Source organism: Streptomyces sp. PH10-H1 (assembly GCF_030063355.1).
Lineage (GTDB): Bacteria > Actinomycetota > Actinomycetes > Streptomycetales > Streptomycetaceae > Actinacidiphila.
The window spans coordinates 13,571-28,801 of record NZ_JASISZ010000035.1 but is presented as its reverse complement, the minus strand read 5'-3'; the positions used below and the strand labels follow the sequence as shown (position 1 = coordinate 28,801).

General features: G+C 69.6%; 16 protein-coding genes. 14 read left to right on the top strand and 2 right to left on the bottom strand.

Features of this window, described 5'->3' with window-relative positions; translation table 11 throughout:
- Window positions 1-88: 88 nt before the first annotated feature.
- The 4 genes from tilS (at window position 89) to folE (ending at window position 4,711) form a co-directional block, all read left to right on the top strand.
- Window positions 89-1,084, top strand: coding sequence for a tRNA lysidine(34) synthetase TilS (gene tilS / locus QMK24_RS21275; protein ID WP_283468106.1), 996 nt, complete (start codon window positions 89-91; stop codon window positions 1,082-1,084).
- Between the two features lie 35 nt (window positions 1,085-1,119).
- Window positions 1,120-1,659 (top strand): hypoxanthine phosphoribosyltransferase, encoded by a 540-nt coding sequence (hpt, locus tag QMK24_RS21270; protein WP_283468172.1) that lies wholly within the window; start codon window positions 1,120-1,122, stop codon window positions 1,657-1,659.
- A 239-nt stretch (window positions 1,660-1,898) separates the two neighbouring features.
- The gene (gene ftsH, locus QMK24_RS21265) at window positions 1,899-3,977 is read left to right on the top strand and encodes an ATP-dependent zinc metalloprotease FtsH (protein WP_283468104.1); all 2,079 of its coding nucleotides are present in this window, start codon (window positions 1,899-1,901) and stop codon (window positions 3,975-3,977) included.
- A gap of 128 nt (window positions 3,978-4,105) precedes the next feature.
- The gene (gene folE, locus QMK24_RS21260; protein ID WP_283468102.1) at window positions 4,106-4,711 is read left to right on the top strand and encodes a GTP cyclohydrolase I FolE; all 606 of its coding nucleotides are present in this window, start codon (window positions 4,106-4,108) and stop codon (window positions 4,709-4,711) included.
- A 109-nt stretch (window positions 4,712-4,820) separates the two neighbouring features.
- On the opposite strand, the gene QMK24_RS21255 is transcribed toward folE, so the two are convergent.
- Window positions 4,821-6,701, bottom strand: a complete 1,881-nt coding sequence (locus QMK24_RS21255) for a phosphatidylglycerol lysyltransferase domain-containing protein (RefSeq protein ID WP_502962633.1) — start codon at window positions 6,699-6,701, stop codon at window positions 4,821-4,823.
- A gap of 165 nt (window positions 6,702-6,866) precedes the next feature.
- Between QMK24_RS21255 and QMK24_RS21250 the strand changes: the two genes are divergently transcribed.
- From QMK24_RS21250 to QMK24_RS21215, 8 genes are all read left to right on the top strand, one after another.
- Window positions 6,867-7,976 carry an alpha/beta hydrolase gene (locus QMK24_RS21250; RefSeq protein WP_283468098.1) on the top strand — a complete coding sequence of 370 codons (1,110 nt, stop codon included), beginning with the start codon at window positions 6,867-6,869 and terminating at the stop codon, window positions 7,974-7,976.
- A gap of 43 nt (window positions 7,977-8,019) precedes the next feature.
- A complete protein-coding gene (gene folP, locus QMK24_RS21245; protein WP_283468097.1) occupies window positions 8,020-8,919 on the top strand; it encodes a dihydropteroate synthase in 900 nt (299 codons plus the stop codon).
- Window positions 8,916-9,395, top strand: coding sequence for a nuclear transport factor 2 family protein (locus tag QMK24_RS21240; RefSeq protein ID WP_283468096.1), 480 nt, complete (start codon window positions 8,916-8,918; stop codon window positions 9,393-9,395). Before folP ends, QMK24_RS21240 begins: the two co-directional genes overlap by 4 nt.
- 272 nt (window positions 9,396-9,667) lie before the next feature.
- Complete coding sequence (gene folB / locus QMK24_RS21235) at window positions 9,668-10,027, top strand: dihydroneopterin aldolase (RefSeq protein ID WP_283468095.1); 360 nt, start codon at window positions 9,668-9,670, stop codon at window positions 10,025-10,027.
- Window positions 10,024-10,614: a 2-amino-4-hydroxy-6-hydroxymethyldihydropteridine diphosphokinase gene (folK, locus tag QMK24_RS21230; RefSeq protein WP_283468094.1), complete on the top strand. Its 591-nt coding sequence runs from the start codon at window positions 10,024-10,026 to the stop codon at window positions 10,612-10,614. The genes folB and folK overlap by 4 nt, the downstream gene beginning before the upstream one ends.
- A 116-nt stretch (window positions 10,615-10,730) precedes the next feature.
- Window positions 10,731-11,210: a DUF3180 domain-containing protein gene (locus tag QMK24_RS21225; RefSeq protein ID WP_283468171.1), complete on the top strand. Its 480-nt coding sequence runs from the start codon at window positions 10,731-10,733 to the stop codon at window positions 11,208-11,210.
- 233 nt (window positions 11,211-11,443) lie between these two features.
- Window positions 11,444-12,031 carry a cupin domain-containing protein gene (locus QMK24_RS21220; protein WP_283468093.1) on the top strand — a complete coding sequence of 196 codons (588 nt, stop codon included), beginning with the start codon at window positions 11,444-11,446 and terminating at the stop codon, window positions 12,029-12,031.
- Window positions 12,028-12,429 (top strand): rhodanese-like domain-containing protein, encoded by a 402-nt coding sequence (locus tag QMK24_RS21215; RefSeq protein WP_283468092.1) that lies wholly within the window; start codon window positions 12,028-12,030, stop codon window positions 12,427-12,429. Before QMK24_RS21220 ends, QMK24_RS21215 begins: the two co-directional genes overlap by 4 nt.
- Before the next feature lie 13 nt (window positions 12,430-12,442).
- Here QMK24_RS21215 and QMK24_RS21210 read toward each other — a convergent pair whose 3' ends face one another.
- On the bottom strand, window positions 12,443-13,603 hold the full coding sequence (locus QMK24_RS21210) for a betaine/proline/choline family ABC transporter ATP-binding protein (protein ID WP_283468091.1): 1,161 nt from the start codon (window positions 13,601-13,603) through the stop codon (window positions 12,443-12,445).
- Window positions 13,604-13,823: 220 nt separating this feature from the next.
- Between QMK24_RS21210 and QMK24_RS21205 the strand changes: the two genes are divergently transcribed.
- Together QMK24_RS21205 and QMK24_RS21200 are read left to right on the top strand one after the other, a co-directional pair.
- A complete protein-coding gene (locus tag QMK24_RS21205) occupies window positions 13,824-14,501 on the top strand; it encodes an ABC transporter permease (protein WP_283468090.1) in 678 nt (225 codons plus the stop codon).
- Window positions 14,501-15,202 (top strand): ABC transporter permease, encoded by a 702-nt coding sequence (locus tag QMK24_RS21200; RefSeq protein WP_283468089.1) that lies wholly within the window; start codon window positions 14,501-14,503, stop codon window positions 15,200-15,202. The genes QMK24_RS21205 and QMK24_RS21200 overlap by 1 nt, the downstream gene beginning before the upstream one ends.
- Window positions 15,203-15,231 lie beyond the last annotated feature (29 nt).

Here is a 15,231-nt window from a genome sequence, read left to right as displayed (position 1 = left end):
GCGATGCTCGGGTACTGCCCCAGCTTCTGTCACCATCTAGCTACCCTGCGTTATCACCCCTCAGAACCTCCCCAGGAGGGAACCGGACATGGGTCCCCACCCCACGGTCGCCGCGATACGCCTGGCGGTCCGCCGCGTACTTCACGACGTCCTCACCGCCACCCCGACCCCGAACCCACTCATCCTCGCCGCCGCCAGCGGAGGCGCCGACTCGATGGCCCTCGCCGCCGCGCTCGCCTTCGAGGCACCCAAGCTCGGCGTGCGCGCCGGAGCCGTCACCGTCGACCACGGGCTGCAGTCCGGCTCGGCCGGCCGGGCCCTCGAAGTCGCCGCGCGCCTGCGCGGCCTCGGGCTCGACCCCGTCGACGTCGTCGGCGTCACCGTCGGCCGCCAGGGCGGCCCCGAAGCCGCCGCGCGCGATGCGCGCTACGGCGCCCTGGACGCGACCGCCGACGCCCGCGGCGCTGCCGCCGTCCTGCTCGGCCACACCCGGGACGACCAGGCTGAAACGGTGCTGCTCGGCCTCGCCCGCGGCTCCGGCACTCGCTCGCTGTCCGGAATGGCCGCCGTGTCGGGCGCCGGGGGCCGCTACCGCCGCCCGTTCCTGCTGCTCGACCGCGACACGGTGCGCAAGGGCTGCCTGGCCCAGGGCATCGACGTGTGGGAGGACCCGCACAACCACGACCCGGCGTACACCCGCTCCCGGGTCCGCCACGAGGCGCTGCCGGTGCTGGAGAAGTCCCTCGGCAAGGGCGTCATCGAGGCGCTCGCCCGCACCGCCCAGCTCTCCCGTGACGACGCCGACGCCCTGGACCAGTGGGCGGCCACCGCCGAGCGCGACGTCGCCGACGGCGACGGCACCCTGGACGCGGACCGGCTCTACGTTCTTCCCGCCGCCGTCCGCCGCCGCGTACTGCGCCGCGCGGTCATCGCCGCGGGCTCCCCGCCCGGCTTCCTCTTCGCCCGCCACATCGAGGAGGTCGACCGGCTGGTCACCGACTGGCGGGGGCAGAAGGGCCTCAACCTGCCGGGCGGCGTCGAGGCCCGGCGGCGCAATGGCAGACTGTTCTTCTCGCCGTCGTAGACCTTGAGGAACCAACACAGGTGAACGAGAACGACATGGGCGCCGACCTCGAAAAGGTGCTCATCACCAAGGAAGAGATCGACGCCAAGCTGGCCGAGCTTGCCGCGAAGATCGACAAGGACTACGCCGGGAAGGACCTGCTGATCGTCGGCGTGCTCAAGGGCGCGGTGATGGTCATGGCGGACCTGGCGCGTGCGCTGTCCACCAACGTCACGATGGACTGGATGGCGGTCTCCTCCTACGGCGCCGGCACGAAGTCCTCGGGCGTCGTCCGCATCCTCAAGGATCTCGACACTGACATCGCCGGCCGCGATGTGCTGATCGTCGAGGACATCATCGACTCCGGTCTGACGCTGTCCTGGCTGATCAGCAACCTCGGCTCGCGCGGCCCGGCCTCCCTGGAGGTCTGCACGCTGCTGCGCAAGCCGGAGGCGGCGAAGGTCGAGATCGATGTGAAGTACACCGGCTTCGATATTCCGAATGAATTCGTCGTCGGCTACGGACTCGATTTCGCCGAGAAGTACCGCAATCTCCCGTTTGTCGGGACGCTCGCCCCGCACGTATACGGCGGCTGACGCCCCTTTCATCCGAGGATGTCCCCGTTCGGCGCAGCCCGTGCCGACAACGGGGAACCCCGTACCGTCTCCCGCCGTTGAAGCAGGGGAAGCCGGGATTGTTAACGGTCGGCGGCCGCCTCGGTGGACAATGCTGAGGTACCGTCCGAAGGTCGGGTCATACACCGGATGCACGCGTGGCCATCGAGCCGCGCTGCCTCACTGTGGCAGGAGGGACGGGGCGTCCGCGCCCCGCATGGATGGACGTCAAGCGCTATTTCCGTGGGCCAGTCATGTGGATCGTACTGGCTGTCATCGCCGTGGTCGTCCTCATGCAGGTCGTCGGCTCCTCCGGCGGCTACAAGACGGTGGACACCGGCCAGGTCGTGCAAGCGATCCACAGCAAGGACAACATTCTCAAGTCCGCCGAGATCACCACCGGCGATGAGCAGACGATCAAGGTCGAGCTCGTCGACGGTGCGAAGGTCGGCGGCAAGGACCTGGGCACCAAGCTCAAGGCCAGCTATGTCAGCGCCGAGCAGAGCACTGCCATCGCCGCGTCGCTCCAGGACAAGGTCGACGCCAAGCCGGACGCGGGCGGCAAGCTGCCCGACGGTTACACCGTCTCGCCGTCCAAGCAGAACGCGTTCGTCAGCATTCTGCTGTCGCTCCTGCCGTTCGTCCTGATCGTCGTGGTCTTCCTCTTCCTGATGAACCAGATGCAGGGCGGCGGATCCCGCGTCATGCAGTTCGGGAAGTCCAAGGCCAAGCTGATCACCAAGGACACCCCCAAGACCACGTTCGCGGACGTGGCGGGGGCGGACGAGGCGGTCGAGGAGCTCCACGAGATCAAGGAGTTCCTGCAGGAGCCGGCGAAGTTCCAGGCCGTCGGTGCCAAGATCCCCAAGGGCGTGCTGCTGTACGGCCCGCCGGGTACTGGTAAGACCCTGCTGGCCCGCGCTGTCGCGGGTGAGGCGGGCGTCCCCTTCTACTCGATCTCGGGCTCCGACTTCGTCGAGATGTTCGTGGGTGTCGGCGCCTCGCGTGTCCGTGACCTGTTCGAGCAGGCCAAGGCGAACGCTCCGGCGATCGTCTTCGTCGACGAGATCGACGCCGTGGGCCGGCACCGCGGTGCCGGTATGGGCGGCGGTCACGACGAGCGCGAGCAGACGCTCAACCAGCTGCTCGTCGAGATGGACGGCTTCGACGTGAAGGGCGGCGTCATCCTGATCGCCGCCACCAACCGGCCGGACATCCTCGACCCGGCGCTGCTGCGTCCGGGCCGTTTCGACCGGCAGATCGCGGTCGACCGTCCCGACCTGATGGGCCGGCTGGAGATCCTCAACGTCCACGCCAAGGGCAAGCCGGTCGCTCCGAACGTCGATCTCCGGGCCGTCGCTCGCCGCACCCCCGGCTTCACCGGCGCGGACCTGGCCAACGTGCTCAACGAGGCCGCGCTGCTGACGGCCCGCGGGGACCGGAAGCTGCTCGACAACGAGACCCTCGACGAGGCGATCGACCGTGTCGTGGCCGGCCCGCAGAAGCGGACCCGGATCATGTCCGAGAAGGAGAAGAAGATCACCGCGTACCACGAGGGCGGACACGCCCTGGTCGCGGCGGCTTCTCCGAACAGCGACCCGGTGCACAAGATCACGATCCTCTCCCGCGGCCGGGCCCTCGGTTACACGATGGTCCTACCGGACGAGGACAAGTACTCGACGACCCGCAACGAGATGCTCGACCAGCTCGCCTACATGATGGGCGGCCGGGCGGCGGAGGAACTGGTCTTCCACGACCCGACCACCGGCGCCTCGAACGACATCGAGAAGGCGACCGCGACGGCCCGCGCGATGGTCACCCAGTACGGGATGACCGAGCGGCTCGGCGCGATCAAGTTCGGCTCGGACAACGCCGAGCCGTTCCTGGGCCGTGACATGGGTCACCAGCGCGACTACTCGGAAGAGGTCGCCGGGCTGGTCGACGAAGAGGTCAAGAAGCTCATCGAGACCGCGCACAACGAGGCGTGGGAGATCCTGGTCGAGAACCGCGACGTTCTCGACAACCTGGTTCTGGCGCTCCTGGAGAGGGAGACGCTGAACAAGGAGGAGATCGCCGAGATCTTCAAGGCCATCGTCAGGCGTCCGCCGCGTCCGGCCTGGACCGGGTCCTCGCGCCGTACGCCGTCGACCCGCCCGCCGGTGCTCTCGCCCAAGGAGCTGGCGCTGACCAACGGCAGCCAGCCCGCCAACGGCAGCACGGCGACCACCCCCGTCGTCATGGGGAAGCCCACCGAGACGGTGGAACTCCCCAAGGACTCGGGCAGCGGCACGGAAAGCTGATCATCGAAAGCTGATCCCGGAATGCAGGCCGCGTTCCCAAGGTTTTAACCTTGGGGGCGCGGCCTTCCGCTGTTGCAGACCCTGAACTTCCTGCGCTTCCGCAGGCCGGTACGAGGAACGAGGCACAGATGACCGATCCGGTGACGCTGGATGGTGAGGGGACCATCGGCGTATTCGACGAGAAGCGCGCCGAGGCCGCTGTGCGCGAGCTTCTCATCGCGGTCGGCGAGGATCCGGACCGGGAGGGCCTGCGGGAGACGCCGAGCCGGGTGGCCCGCGCGTACAAGGAGATATTCGCCGGCCTCTGGCAGGAGCCGGAGGACGTTCTGACCACGACGTTCGATCTCGGCCACGACGAGATGGTGCTGGTGAAGGACATCGAGGTGATGTCCAGCTGTGAGCACCACCTGGTGCCGTTCGTCGGCGTCGCGCACGTCGGCTACATCCCGGCTTCCAGCGGCAAGATCACCGGGCTGTCGAAGCTCGCTCGGCTGGTCGATGTCTTCGCCCGCCGACCGCAGGTCCAGGAGCGGCTCACCACGCAGATCGCCGACTCGCTGATGCGCATCCTGGAGCCGCGCGGCGTGATCGTCGTCATCGAGTGCGAGCACATGTGCATGACGATGCGCGGGGTGCGCAAGCAGGGCGCGAAGACCATCACGTCGGCGGTAAGGGGCCAGCTGCGCGACTCCGCGACCCGCTCCGAGGCGATGAGCCTGATCATCGGCCGCTGAGCCGCTGAGCCGCTGAGCCGCTGAGCCGCTGAGCCGCTGAGCCGCTGAGCCGCTGAGCCGCACAGCCGCCGGCCGGCGCTGTCCGTGCGATGTGACGTCGGTAACCGCGTCAGGCGACGATCTTGACGGCCTTCTCCGGTTCCGAGGCGTTGGCGTAGCTGGGCGCGCTGTGCGCGGCCCGCTTGGCGCGGCCCGGCAGGAAGCGCTGGAGCGCGTCCGGCAAGGGCAGCGACAGCGTCACGAAGCCTTCCGCCTGCATGGTGGCGAAGCCGATCCGCGGGAGATCGCGGGAGTTGCGGAACACCAGGAACCGCGGCACCCACTCCGGCTGGAACTTCGCGTTGAACTTGTACAGCGACTCGATCTGGAACCAGCGCGAGAAGAAGACCAGCAGTCCCCGCCAGCCGCGCAGCACCGGTCCCGCGCCGATCCGCTCACCGCGGGCGAGCGCCGAGCGGAACATCGCGAAGTTGAGCGAGACATTCTCGACGCCCAGCTCCGGCGCGTGCTGCAGGGCCTCGACGATCAGCAGCTCGTTGAGCCCCGGGTCGGCGCTGCGGTCGCGCCGCATGAGCTCCAGGGACATGCCGTCCTTGCCCCAGGGCACGAAGTGCAGCACGGCCCGCAGGTCGCCCAGCGGCGACTCGACGCCGTCCTCGCGCTCCTTGTGGGCGGTGACGACCACGCAGTCGCCGTCCTCGACATCGCCGAAGCGGCCGAGCGCCATGGAGAAGCCGCGCTCGGTGTCCGTGCCGCGCCAGGCGTCGGCGGCCAGCCGGACCTGCTCGCGCTCGGCGTCCGACAGCTCGCGGACCCGGCGCACCTTGCAGACGTAGCCGGACCGCTCGATGCGTTTGACCATCTGCCGTACGTTGCGCATCGCACGGCCCTGCATCGTGAAGGCGCTGGTGCGGACGATGGCCTCGTCGCCCAGCTCCAGTGCGTCGAGGCCGGTCTCACGGGTCCAGACCTCGCCGCCGGTCTCGCTGCAGCCCACGACCGCCGGGATCCAGGCGTGCGCCCTGGCCAGCTCCATATAGCGCTCGATGGCGCCCGGCCAGGCCTCCACGTCCCCGATGGGGTCGCCGCTGGCGAGCATCACGCCGGACACCACCCGGTAGCAGACGGCGGCCTTGCCGCTCGGGGAGAACACCACGCTCTTGTCGCGGCGCAGTGCGAAGTGCCCGAGGGAGTCGCGGGCGCCGTGCTTGGCCAGCAGCTCGCGCAGCTGGTCCTCGTCGGCGCCGCTGAGCTCCGCGACCGGCCGGGCCGGCCGCAGGATCAGATACGCGGTGGTGCCGGCGATCAGGAAGCCGAGCCCACCGAGGGAGTACGCGACAACATCGGACGCCCGGTCACCCGTATAGCTCACCGGCCCCTCGAAGCCGAAGAGCCCGTACAGCACGTGCTGCAGTCGCTCGATCAGGCTCGGGTTGCCCATCTCGACCCTGGGGTGGGCACTGACGATCAGCAGTCCGAGTCCGAGGCCGACGATGCTGAGCAGCACGAAGTTGGCCGCGGCCCGCCAGCGGGTACGCGGATCGGACAGGGCCGTGAACTCGGCCCGGTGGACGATCAGCAGCGCCAGCAGCCCCAGCGAGACCGCCGTCCCGAAGATCGAGTGCCGGTAGATCAGCTGAGTCGCCGCGCCCGTGGGCAGCAGCAGCACCGCGGCCCACCAGGCGCGTACCTTGCCACGCTTGAGGCCATGAGCCAGCATCAGCAGCAGGATGCCGGTGACCACCGACCCCGCGGCCGCGAGCGAGCTCATGGTGCCGGGAAACACCATCGCCATGTGGTGCATCCGGCCATTGCGGAAGCCGGGGAACACGCCGGAGACGACGTCGAGCAGTCCCACCACTGCCCCGGCGGTACCGACGACCGCGGGGACGGAGGAGGAACGGAGAAGCCGCGGTCGCCGGGTTCCGGCGGTAGCGCGATCAGTAGACACGGGCACCTGCCCAGGGAACCCGGAAGCCGAGTTCTCCATCTACCTGTACAGACATGGGTCACCAAGCCCCAACATTGCGGGATATGTTCCGCAAACAGCTCTCGTTATGAACAATTTGCGCCCTCTAGGACGTGAAGAACAGCCCCGGGGTTCCGTCAAAACGAGCCGGAACCGGGACGCAGACAGGAAAGTACGTCACTCGACATGGGTCTCACCAGTAAGAAGGTCCTGCTCCTGGCGGTCATAGCCGCCGTAGTGCTGTTCGCGGTCACGGTCTGGCTGTGGCCGCGCCTGGCCAAGCGCAGTATTCCAGCTGTGCTGGGACGGATCGGCATGCTGCTCTTCACTCAGTTCTCGATGATCGCAGCTCTGGGGCTGGCCGCAAACTACTCCTTCGGTTTTTACGCCTCCTGGGCCGACCTCTTCGGCCAGGAGTCGCAGCCGGGCGTCGTCGTCAACCACGCGGGGGGCGCCGCCAACCAGCTCCAGGTGATCGACAACTTGTACGTGAATGTGCCCGGCGGCTCGGTCCCGAGGGTGGGGGGCCAGATCCAGAAGGTGGAGTTCCAGGGCGGTGCCTCGAAGATCGCGACCCCGGCGTACGTCTATCTGCCCCCCGAGTACTTCCAGGACGCCAAGCGCGCCTTCCCCGCATCGGTGATCCTCACCGGTTACCCGGGCACGGCTGAGGCGCTCTTCAAGAAGATGAAGTACCCGTCGATCGCGAACCAGCAGGTCAAGGACCACAAGGCCAAGCCGACCATCCTGATCATGATGCGGCCCACCGTCGCCCCGCCGCGGGACACCGAGTGCATGGACATCCCCGGCGGCCCCCAGACGGAGACGTTCTTCACCAAGGACCTGCGTGCCGCCATGTCCAGCCGCTACCGGATCGGCGGCAACGCCCGGAACTGGGGGATCATGGGCGATTCCACCGGCGGCTACTGCGCCCTCAAATTCGCCATGCGGCACCCCGACGCGTACTCCACCGCCGTCGGTCTGTCCCCGTACTACAAGGCGCCGCACGACCCGACGACCGGCGACCTGTTCGGCGGCGACAAGACGCTCGAACGCCAGAACAACCTGTCCTGGCGGTTCAAGAACCTCCCGCACCCGTCGGTGAACCTCCTGGTGACCAGCAGCAAGCAGGGTGAGCCGAACTACCAGGAGACGCTGAAGTTCATCGACGCCGCGAAGGCGCCGACCAAGATGTCGTCGATCATCCTGGACAGCGGCGGCCACAACTTCAACACCTGGGCGCGGGAGATCCCGCCCGCCCTGGAGTGGCTGAGCGGCCGGCTGAGCGACCAGTAGCCGACCGGCCCGCTACGTCCGCAACACGGCCTACGCTTGGGCCATGAATACGCTGCGGGGCTTCGTGGACGGTCTTCCTGAGTGGGACCGCTGCGCGGTCATGGGCGTGGTGAACGTCACGCCGGACTCCTTCTCCGACGGCGGCCAGTGGTTCGACCCGGAGCTGGCCGTGAAACACGGCCTGGATCTCATCGCGTCCGGCGCGGACATCGTCGACGTCGGCGGGGAGTCGACGCGGCCGGGAGCGGCGCGGGTCGCGGAGGCCGAGGAGCTGCGCCGGGTGATCCCGGTGGTGCGGGAGCTGGCCGCCGCGGGGGCCCTGGTCAGCGTGGACACGATGCGGGCGGCGGTCGCCGAGCAGGCGGTCGCGGCCGGGGCGCGGCTGGTCAACGATGTGAGCGGCGGCGGGGCCGACCCCGCGATGATCCCGGTGGTCGCCGACGCAGGAGTGCCGTTCGTGGTCATGCACTGGCGCGGGCAGAGCATCGACATGAACAACCGGGCGGTGTACGGGGACGTGGTCGCAGAGGTCGTCGCGGAGCTGCGGGAAGGCTGCGAGCGGGCCGTGGCCGGCGGTATCGACCCGGCCCGGATCATCCTGGACCCGGGACTGGGCTTCGCGAAGAACGCCGAGCACGACCTCGCCCTGATGGCACATCTCGGGCAGCTGCGCGCCCTGGGCCGCCCGCTGCTGGTCGCCGCGTCCCGGAAGCGGTTCCTGGGGCGGGTGCTGGCCGGGTCGGCCGGTGATCCGCCGCCGGCCAGGGAACGGGACGCGGCGACGGCCGCGGTCTCGGCGATCGCGGCGCGCGAGGGCGCCTGGGCGGTGCGGGTGCACGAGGTGCACGCGAGCGCGGACGCGGTGCGCGTCTCGCGGGCCATCGAAGGCGCGGCGGGTACCGCGGGCGCGGCGGGCGCCGCGCGCCCGGTGGGTGCCGCGTGACGCCTCGTACCGCGGAGGCCGCGCAGGTCGAGGAGGCGAACCAGGCGTTCTACGACGCGGTGGAGACCTCCGACCTGGACGCGCTGGAAGAGATCGTGCTGACCGGGCCGCTGGCCGAGACGGTCTCGGTGGTGCACCCGGGATGGCCGGTGCTCCGCGGGCGCGGCGAGGTGATGCGCTCGTACGCGCTGATCATGGCGAACACCGAGTACATCCAGTTCTTCCTGACCGATGTCGAGGTGGCGGTCGAAGGCGACACCGCCCTGGTGACCTGCACCGAGAACATCCTGACCGGGGGACCGGCCGAGGAGGACGGCTCGGCGGGGACGCTGGTCGGCGCCCTGGTGGTGGCCACCAATGTGTTCCGGCGCACATCGGAGGGCTGGCGGCTGTGGGTGCACCACGGGTCGCCGGTGCTGGCGGACAGCGACGACGAGGACGACGAGGACGGCGAGGGCCCGGGCGCCGCGTCCTGAACGCGCCCCGCCAACCCCTCCGCGCGCCCGCCATTCGGCCCACTTGCCCCGTTCAGTCACTCGTTCGCGCCAAGTATTCGCCGCGGCACGGGTAGCTTCCCGACGGGTGGGTAGAGGGCCGGAGTCCGCCCGCCCTGACCTGGGCAGGACAGGCCCAGGACGACCCGTCGGCACGCGCTGTCGGTGGTCGCGGGTAGATTCGATTCCGGGCAAGCCCGTACACATGGCGGGACCCAGCCCGTCTGTCCTACACAACCAGCAGGAGTGATCTCGTGGATCGTGTCGCGCTGCGTGGCCTCAAGGCCCGCGGTAACCACGGCGTGTTTCCCAGGGAGCGCGAACAGGGCCAGACATTCGTCGTGGACCTGGTGCTCGGCCTGGACACGGCTCCTGCCGCGGCCTCGGACGACCTGACCAAGACCGTCCACTACGGCGTGGTGGCCGAGGAGGTCGTGGACGTCGTCAAGGGCGAGCCGGTCGACCTGATCGAGACCCTCGCCCAGCGCATCGCCGACCAGTGCCTCAAGCACGAAGCGGTCCAGGAGGTCGAGGTGACGGTGCACAAGCCGGACGCCCCGATCACCGTTCCCTTCGACGACGTGACCATCACCATCACCCGGAGGCGCCCGTGAGTTCCGACCCCACCGTGCAGCCCGTACCGGCGTCCGTGGTGGCGCAGGTCGATGCCGCCGACACCACGCTGCACAACCCCCAGCGGGCCGTGATCGCGCTGGGCAGCAACCTCGGCAACCGGCTGGAGACGCTGCAGGGCGCCATCGACGCGCTGGAGGACACCCCGGGCGTCCGCGTCAAGGCGATCTCCCCGGTCTACGAGACCGAGCCGTGGGGCGTCGAGCCCGGCAGCCAGGCCAACTACTTCAACGCGGTGGTGCTGGTGAAGACCACGCTGCCGCCGTCCTCCCTGCTGGAGCGCGGCCACGCGATCGAGGAGGCGTTCCTGCGGGTGCGCAACGAGCGGTGGGGCGCGCGCACCATCGATGTGGACATCGTCGCCTACCAGGACGTCGTCTCCGCCGATCCGGAGCTGACGCTGCCGCACCCGCGCGCACACCAGCGGGCCTTCGTCCTCGCGCCCTGGTACGACATCGACCCCGCCGCGGAGCTCCCGGGCCACGGCGAGGTGGGAGAGTTGCTGGCAGCCGTCGGCCGCGAAGGCGTACAGGCTCGCGTCGATGTGGAACTCAGGCTGCCCGAATAAGCGTTAAGCGGTCGGGTGCGACGAGCACCACCGGCACGACGGGTCCTACCGGCACGTCCGGCACGACGACAACAGCAGACGGACCACAGACGGACCATGTGAGGGGCGAACACTCGGTGAAGGCGCTGCGCATCAGAACGCTGCTGGGGCTGTTCGTGGTGGCGGGGGTGCTGTCCTGGGCCGGAGCCAAGCTGTGGGACTCGCTCGGCACCCTGCCGAGCATCCCGGTGGCCGCGTCCATCGTGCTCGCGCTGATCGCGGCCGTGCTCGCCGCGACCGCGCTGTCCCTGCGGAACCGGCTGCGCGCCCAGCGCGACCGCCTTCCGGACGCCAAGGGCGTCGACCCGCTGCTGGCGGCGCGGGCGGTGGTCTTCGGACAGGCGAGCGCACTGGTGGCCGCACTGGTCGCCGGGATGTACGGCGGCGCCGGCGTCTTCCTGCTGATGTACCAGTTCGACATTCCGCCGCGCCGGGACCAGGCGATCTACGCGGGCCTCGCGGTGCTGGCCGGCCTCGCGGTCGTCGCCGCCGCGATCTTCCTGGAGCGGGTCTGCAAACTGCCGGAGGATCCGGACGAGGCCTCGACCGGGATCTGAGACGAAATGTTGACCGCCTTGCGGCCGGCGTGATTCAGTCCCTCCTGTGAGTGGTATCGGTCGGCGACTTCACCGGCGAGTGCACCTGGACCTCGTCCGGTACGCGGGCTGCGTGTGTCCGGGTTCACGCTGAACCCCGCCTCCCCGCTCACCTTCGCGTCGTAGCCTGCCGCCGCCGTCCGTTTCCCGGACGGCGCCGTGCCGCGCCGACGCCTCCTTCCAGGGTGGTTCCGTTGTCCGCACCGGCGTCTGTCTTCGTTTCCCCGGCTCCTGCCGCTCCTTCAGCTCCTGCGGCTTTCTCTGAGCCGGCATCCGCTCCCGCGCGCGTATCGGCCCCCACGGCGGCCGAACTGCTCGATTTCGTCCGCTCCATCGCCTCCGACCCGGAAAAGGTCGCCCAGCTCGCGCTCGACCCCCTGGACCGCAGCTGGATCCGGCTGGAAGGGCCCGGCGGCGCCGAGGCCTGGCTGCTCGGCTGGCCGCCCGGCACCGAGACCGGCTGGCACGACCACGGGGGATCGTACGGCGCCTTCGTGACCGCGGGCGGCGAGCTGACCGAGGAATCCCTGGCCGTGCCCCTGCCGTCCGAGGGCTGGCACTCGCTGGAACTGGCCGAGGGGCTGGACAGGACCCGCGCTCTGCCGGCCGGCAAGGGCCGGGCCTTCGGACGCAACCATGTGCACCAGGTCGCCAACCGCTCGGCCGAGCGGCACGCGATCTCGGTGCACGTCTACTACCCGCCTTTGCCGCTGATCCGCCGCTACGTCCGTGACGGCCGTACGCTGCGGCTCGACGTCGTGGAACACCCGGAGACCTGGTGACCGTCCCCGAACACGCCCGGAGCATCGACGACCACCTGGCCCGGGTCAGGACCAAGCTGCGGCGCCTCGACGCGCAGGGCGCCGCCGACGCCGCCGCGAACGGCGCCGTCCTGGTCGACATCCGCTACGCGGCGCTGCGCGACCGGGACGGGCTCATCCCGGGTGCGCTGGTCGTGGAGCGCAATGAACTGGAATGGCGGCTGGACCCGCTCGGCGACCACCGGCTCCCGGAGGCGACCGGCCACGATCTGACGATCGTGGTGATCTGCAACGAGGGCTACGCCTCCAGCCTCGCCGCCGTTTCCTTGCAGCAACTGGGGCTGGACCACGCCACGGACCTGAACGGGGGATTCCAGGCGTGGCGCGCCGCGGGGCTGCCGGTGATCCCGCCGGCCTAGGGCCGGACAGGACCTAGCCGGCCCGTTCGATCGTCTCGATCGTGACGTCGGCGCGGTCCGCGCCGTGGGCGTCCGCGTCGATCGAGCGGCGCAGTGCCTCGTGCAGCCGGGCCGGCGTCAGTACGCCGAGGAAGTGATCGCCGTCGACGACAGCGATCCACCCCGCGTCGTACTGCAGCATGGCGCTGAACGCCCGCTTGAGCGTCGCGCCGATGGGCACCCACGCCTCCATGCGACGGGCGTGGTCACGCACCGTGGAGCCCTTGCCGAGCAGCGCGTCGACGGTGATCCAGCCGTGCAGCGCGCCGTCGGCGCCGAGGACGACCGCCCAGCGCGAGCCCTCCGCGCGCATCCGCGCGGCGGCGGTCCCGACCGGGTCGTCGAGCCGTACGGTGGGCGGCTGTTCCAGGTCGGCGAGCTGGATCTCGGTCACGGACAGCCGCTTGAGCCCGCGGTCGGCACCGACGAAATCGGCGACGTACGGAGTGGCGGGAGCGCCCAGCACCGTGGCGGGGGTGTCGAACTGCTCGACGCGGCCGCTGCCGTACACGGCGATCCGGTCACCGAGCCTGACCGCCTCCTCGATGTCGTGCGTCACGAAGAGCACGGTCTTGCGGACGGTGGCCTGCAGCTTCAGGAACTCCGACTGCAGCCGCTCGCGCACCACGGGGTCGACGGCGCCGAACGGTTCGTCCATCAGCAGCACCGGCGGGTCCGCGGCCAGCGCGCGCGCCACCCCGACCCGCTGCCGCTGCCCGCCGGACAGCTGATCGGGGTACCGGTCGCCGTACACGGACGGGTCGAGGCCGACCAGGTCCAGCAGCTCGGCCGCGCGCTCACGGGCCTTGGCACGCTTCCAGCCGAGCAGCGCGGGCACCGTCGCGGTGTTCTCCAGCACGCTCTTGTGCGGGAACAGGCCAACCTGCTGGATGACGTAGCCGATCCGGCGGCGCAGCTTTACGGGGTCGATGGAGGCGATGTCCTCTCCCTCCACCAGAATCCGGCCGGAGGTGGGCTCGATGAGCCGGTTGACCATCTTCATCGTGGTCGTCTTGCCACAGCCGGACGGTCCCACCAGCGTGACCAGCTCGCCTTCCGCGACCTCGAACGACAGGTCGTCGACGGCGGTCGTGCCGTCCGGGTATCGCTTGGTGACGTTCTCGAATCGGATCATCGGCGCCTGGAATCCTCACTGACGGGTTCTCAAGACCGTACTCTTCCCGGGTTCCGGCCCGGAAAAGTGTCGGGAGTATTGCAGCTGCATGGCGGACTGGCCGGATTGTCACAGCCGCCGGATAGGGTCGGTCCACGCGGCGGCCGCAGGGCTGCCTGGGGACAAATATACGGACGGATGTACGGACGGATGTACGGACCGGAGCGGGGAGGTGAGGGGCATGGCGAAGCAGAGCTGCCTGGTGGCGAACGACTGGATCTGCGGTGAATATCTGCGCACGCGAAGCCATGAGCTGACTGATGCGACCGTCCAGCACTTGTGGCTCACGGCGGTGTCGGTGGCCCTCGGGCTGCTCATCGCGTTCCCGGTCGCGCTGATCGCGCGGCGCTGGAAGCCGCTGGCGGGCCCGGTGCTGGGACTGGCGACCGTTCTGTACACGGTGCCCTCGCTGGCCATGTTCTCGCTGCTGCTGCCCGTCTTCGGCATCTCCCCGGCGGTCGTCATCACCGGCCTGGTGCTCTACTCCCTGACGATTCTGGTGCGCAACATCATCGCCGGCCTGGAATCCGTACCCGAGGACGTACGGGAAGCCGCCCGCGGCATGGGCTACGGGCCGCTGCGGCTGCTGTTCGCGGTGGAACTGCCGTTGTCGCTGCCCGCGCTGATGGCCGGCCTGCGGATCGCGACCGTCTCGACGGTGGCGCTGACCACGGTCGGGGCGATCATCAACTACGGCGGTCTCGGCAATCTCATCTACACCGGGATCGACACCATCTTCAAGGCGCAGGTGCTCACCGCCTCGGTGATCTGCGTGGCCATCGCGATCGCGGCCGATGTGCTGCTGCTGGGTGTGCAGTGGCTGCTCACCCCGTGGGCGCGGAGCAGGAAGGCGGCCTGATGAACGCGGTCTCCGGAGCCTGGGACTGGCTGAACGACAGCGCCAACTGGCATGGCACGGACGGGGTGTGGCACCGGCTCGGCGAGCATGTGTACTTCACGGTCGTGTGCCTGGCGCTGGCCTGCCTGATCGCGCTGCCGATCGCCATCGTCCTCGGCCACCTCGGCAAGGGCGGGGCCATCGCGGTGAACATCTCCAACGTGGGCCGCGCGGTGCCCACGTTCGCGATCCTGGTGCTGCTGATGTTCGCGATGGGCTCGGGCAGCGACTGGCCGACGATCATCGCGCTGGTGCTGTTCGCCGTGCCGCCGCTGATGACCAACGCCTACGTCGGCATGCGCGAGGCCGACCGCGATGTCGTCGAGGCCGCCCGTGGTATGGGGATGACGGGCAGTCAGCTGCTGTTCAGTGTCGAGCTGCCGCTGGCCTTTCCGCTGATCTGGACGGGTGTACGGTCCGCTGCGGTCCAGGTGGTGGCCACCGCGACCATCGCCGCCATGGCGGGCGGCGGCGGTCTCGGCCGGATCATCACGGCGGGCTTCAACCGCCAGATCACCCCGCAGGTGGTGGCCGGAGCGGTACTCGTGGCGGGACTGGCCCTGCTGATCGAGGGCATCTTCATCGCACTCCAGTGGCTGCTCGACCCGATGCGACGCCGTCACCCCACCCGGGTGGCCGCCGTTCTCCCCAGCTCGACGTGACCGTGACCGTGACCAGACCCACCCCGACC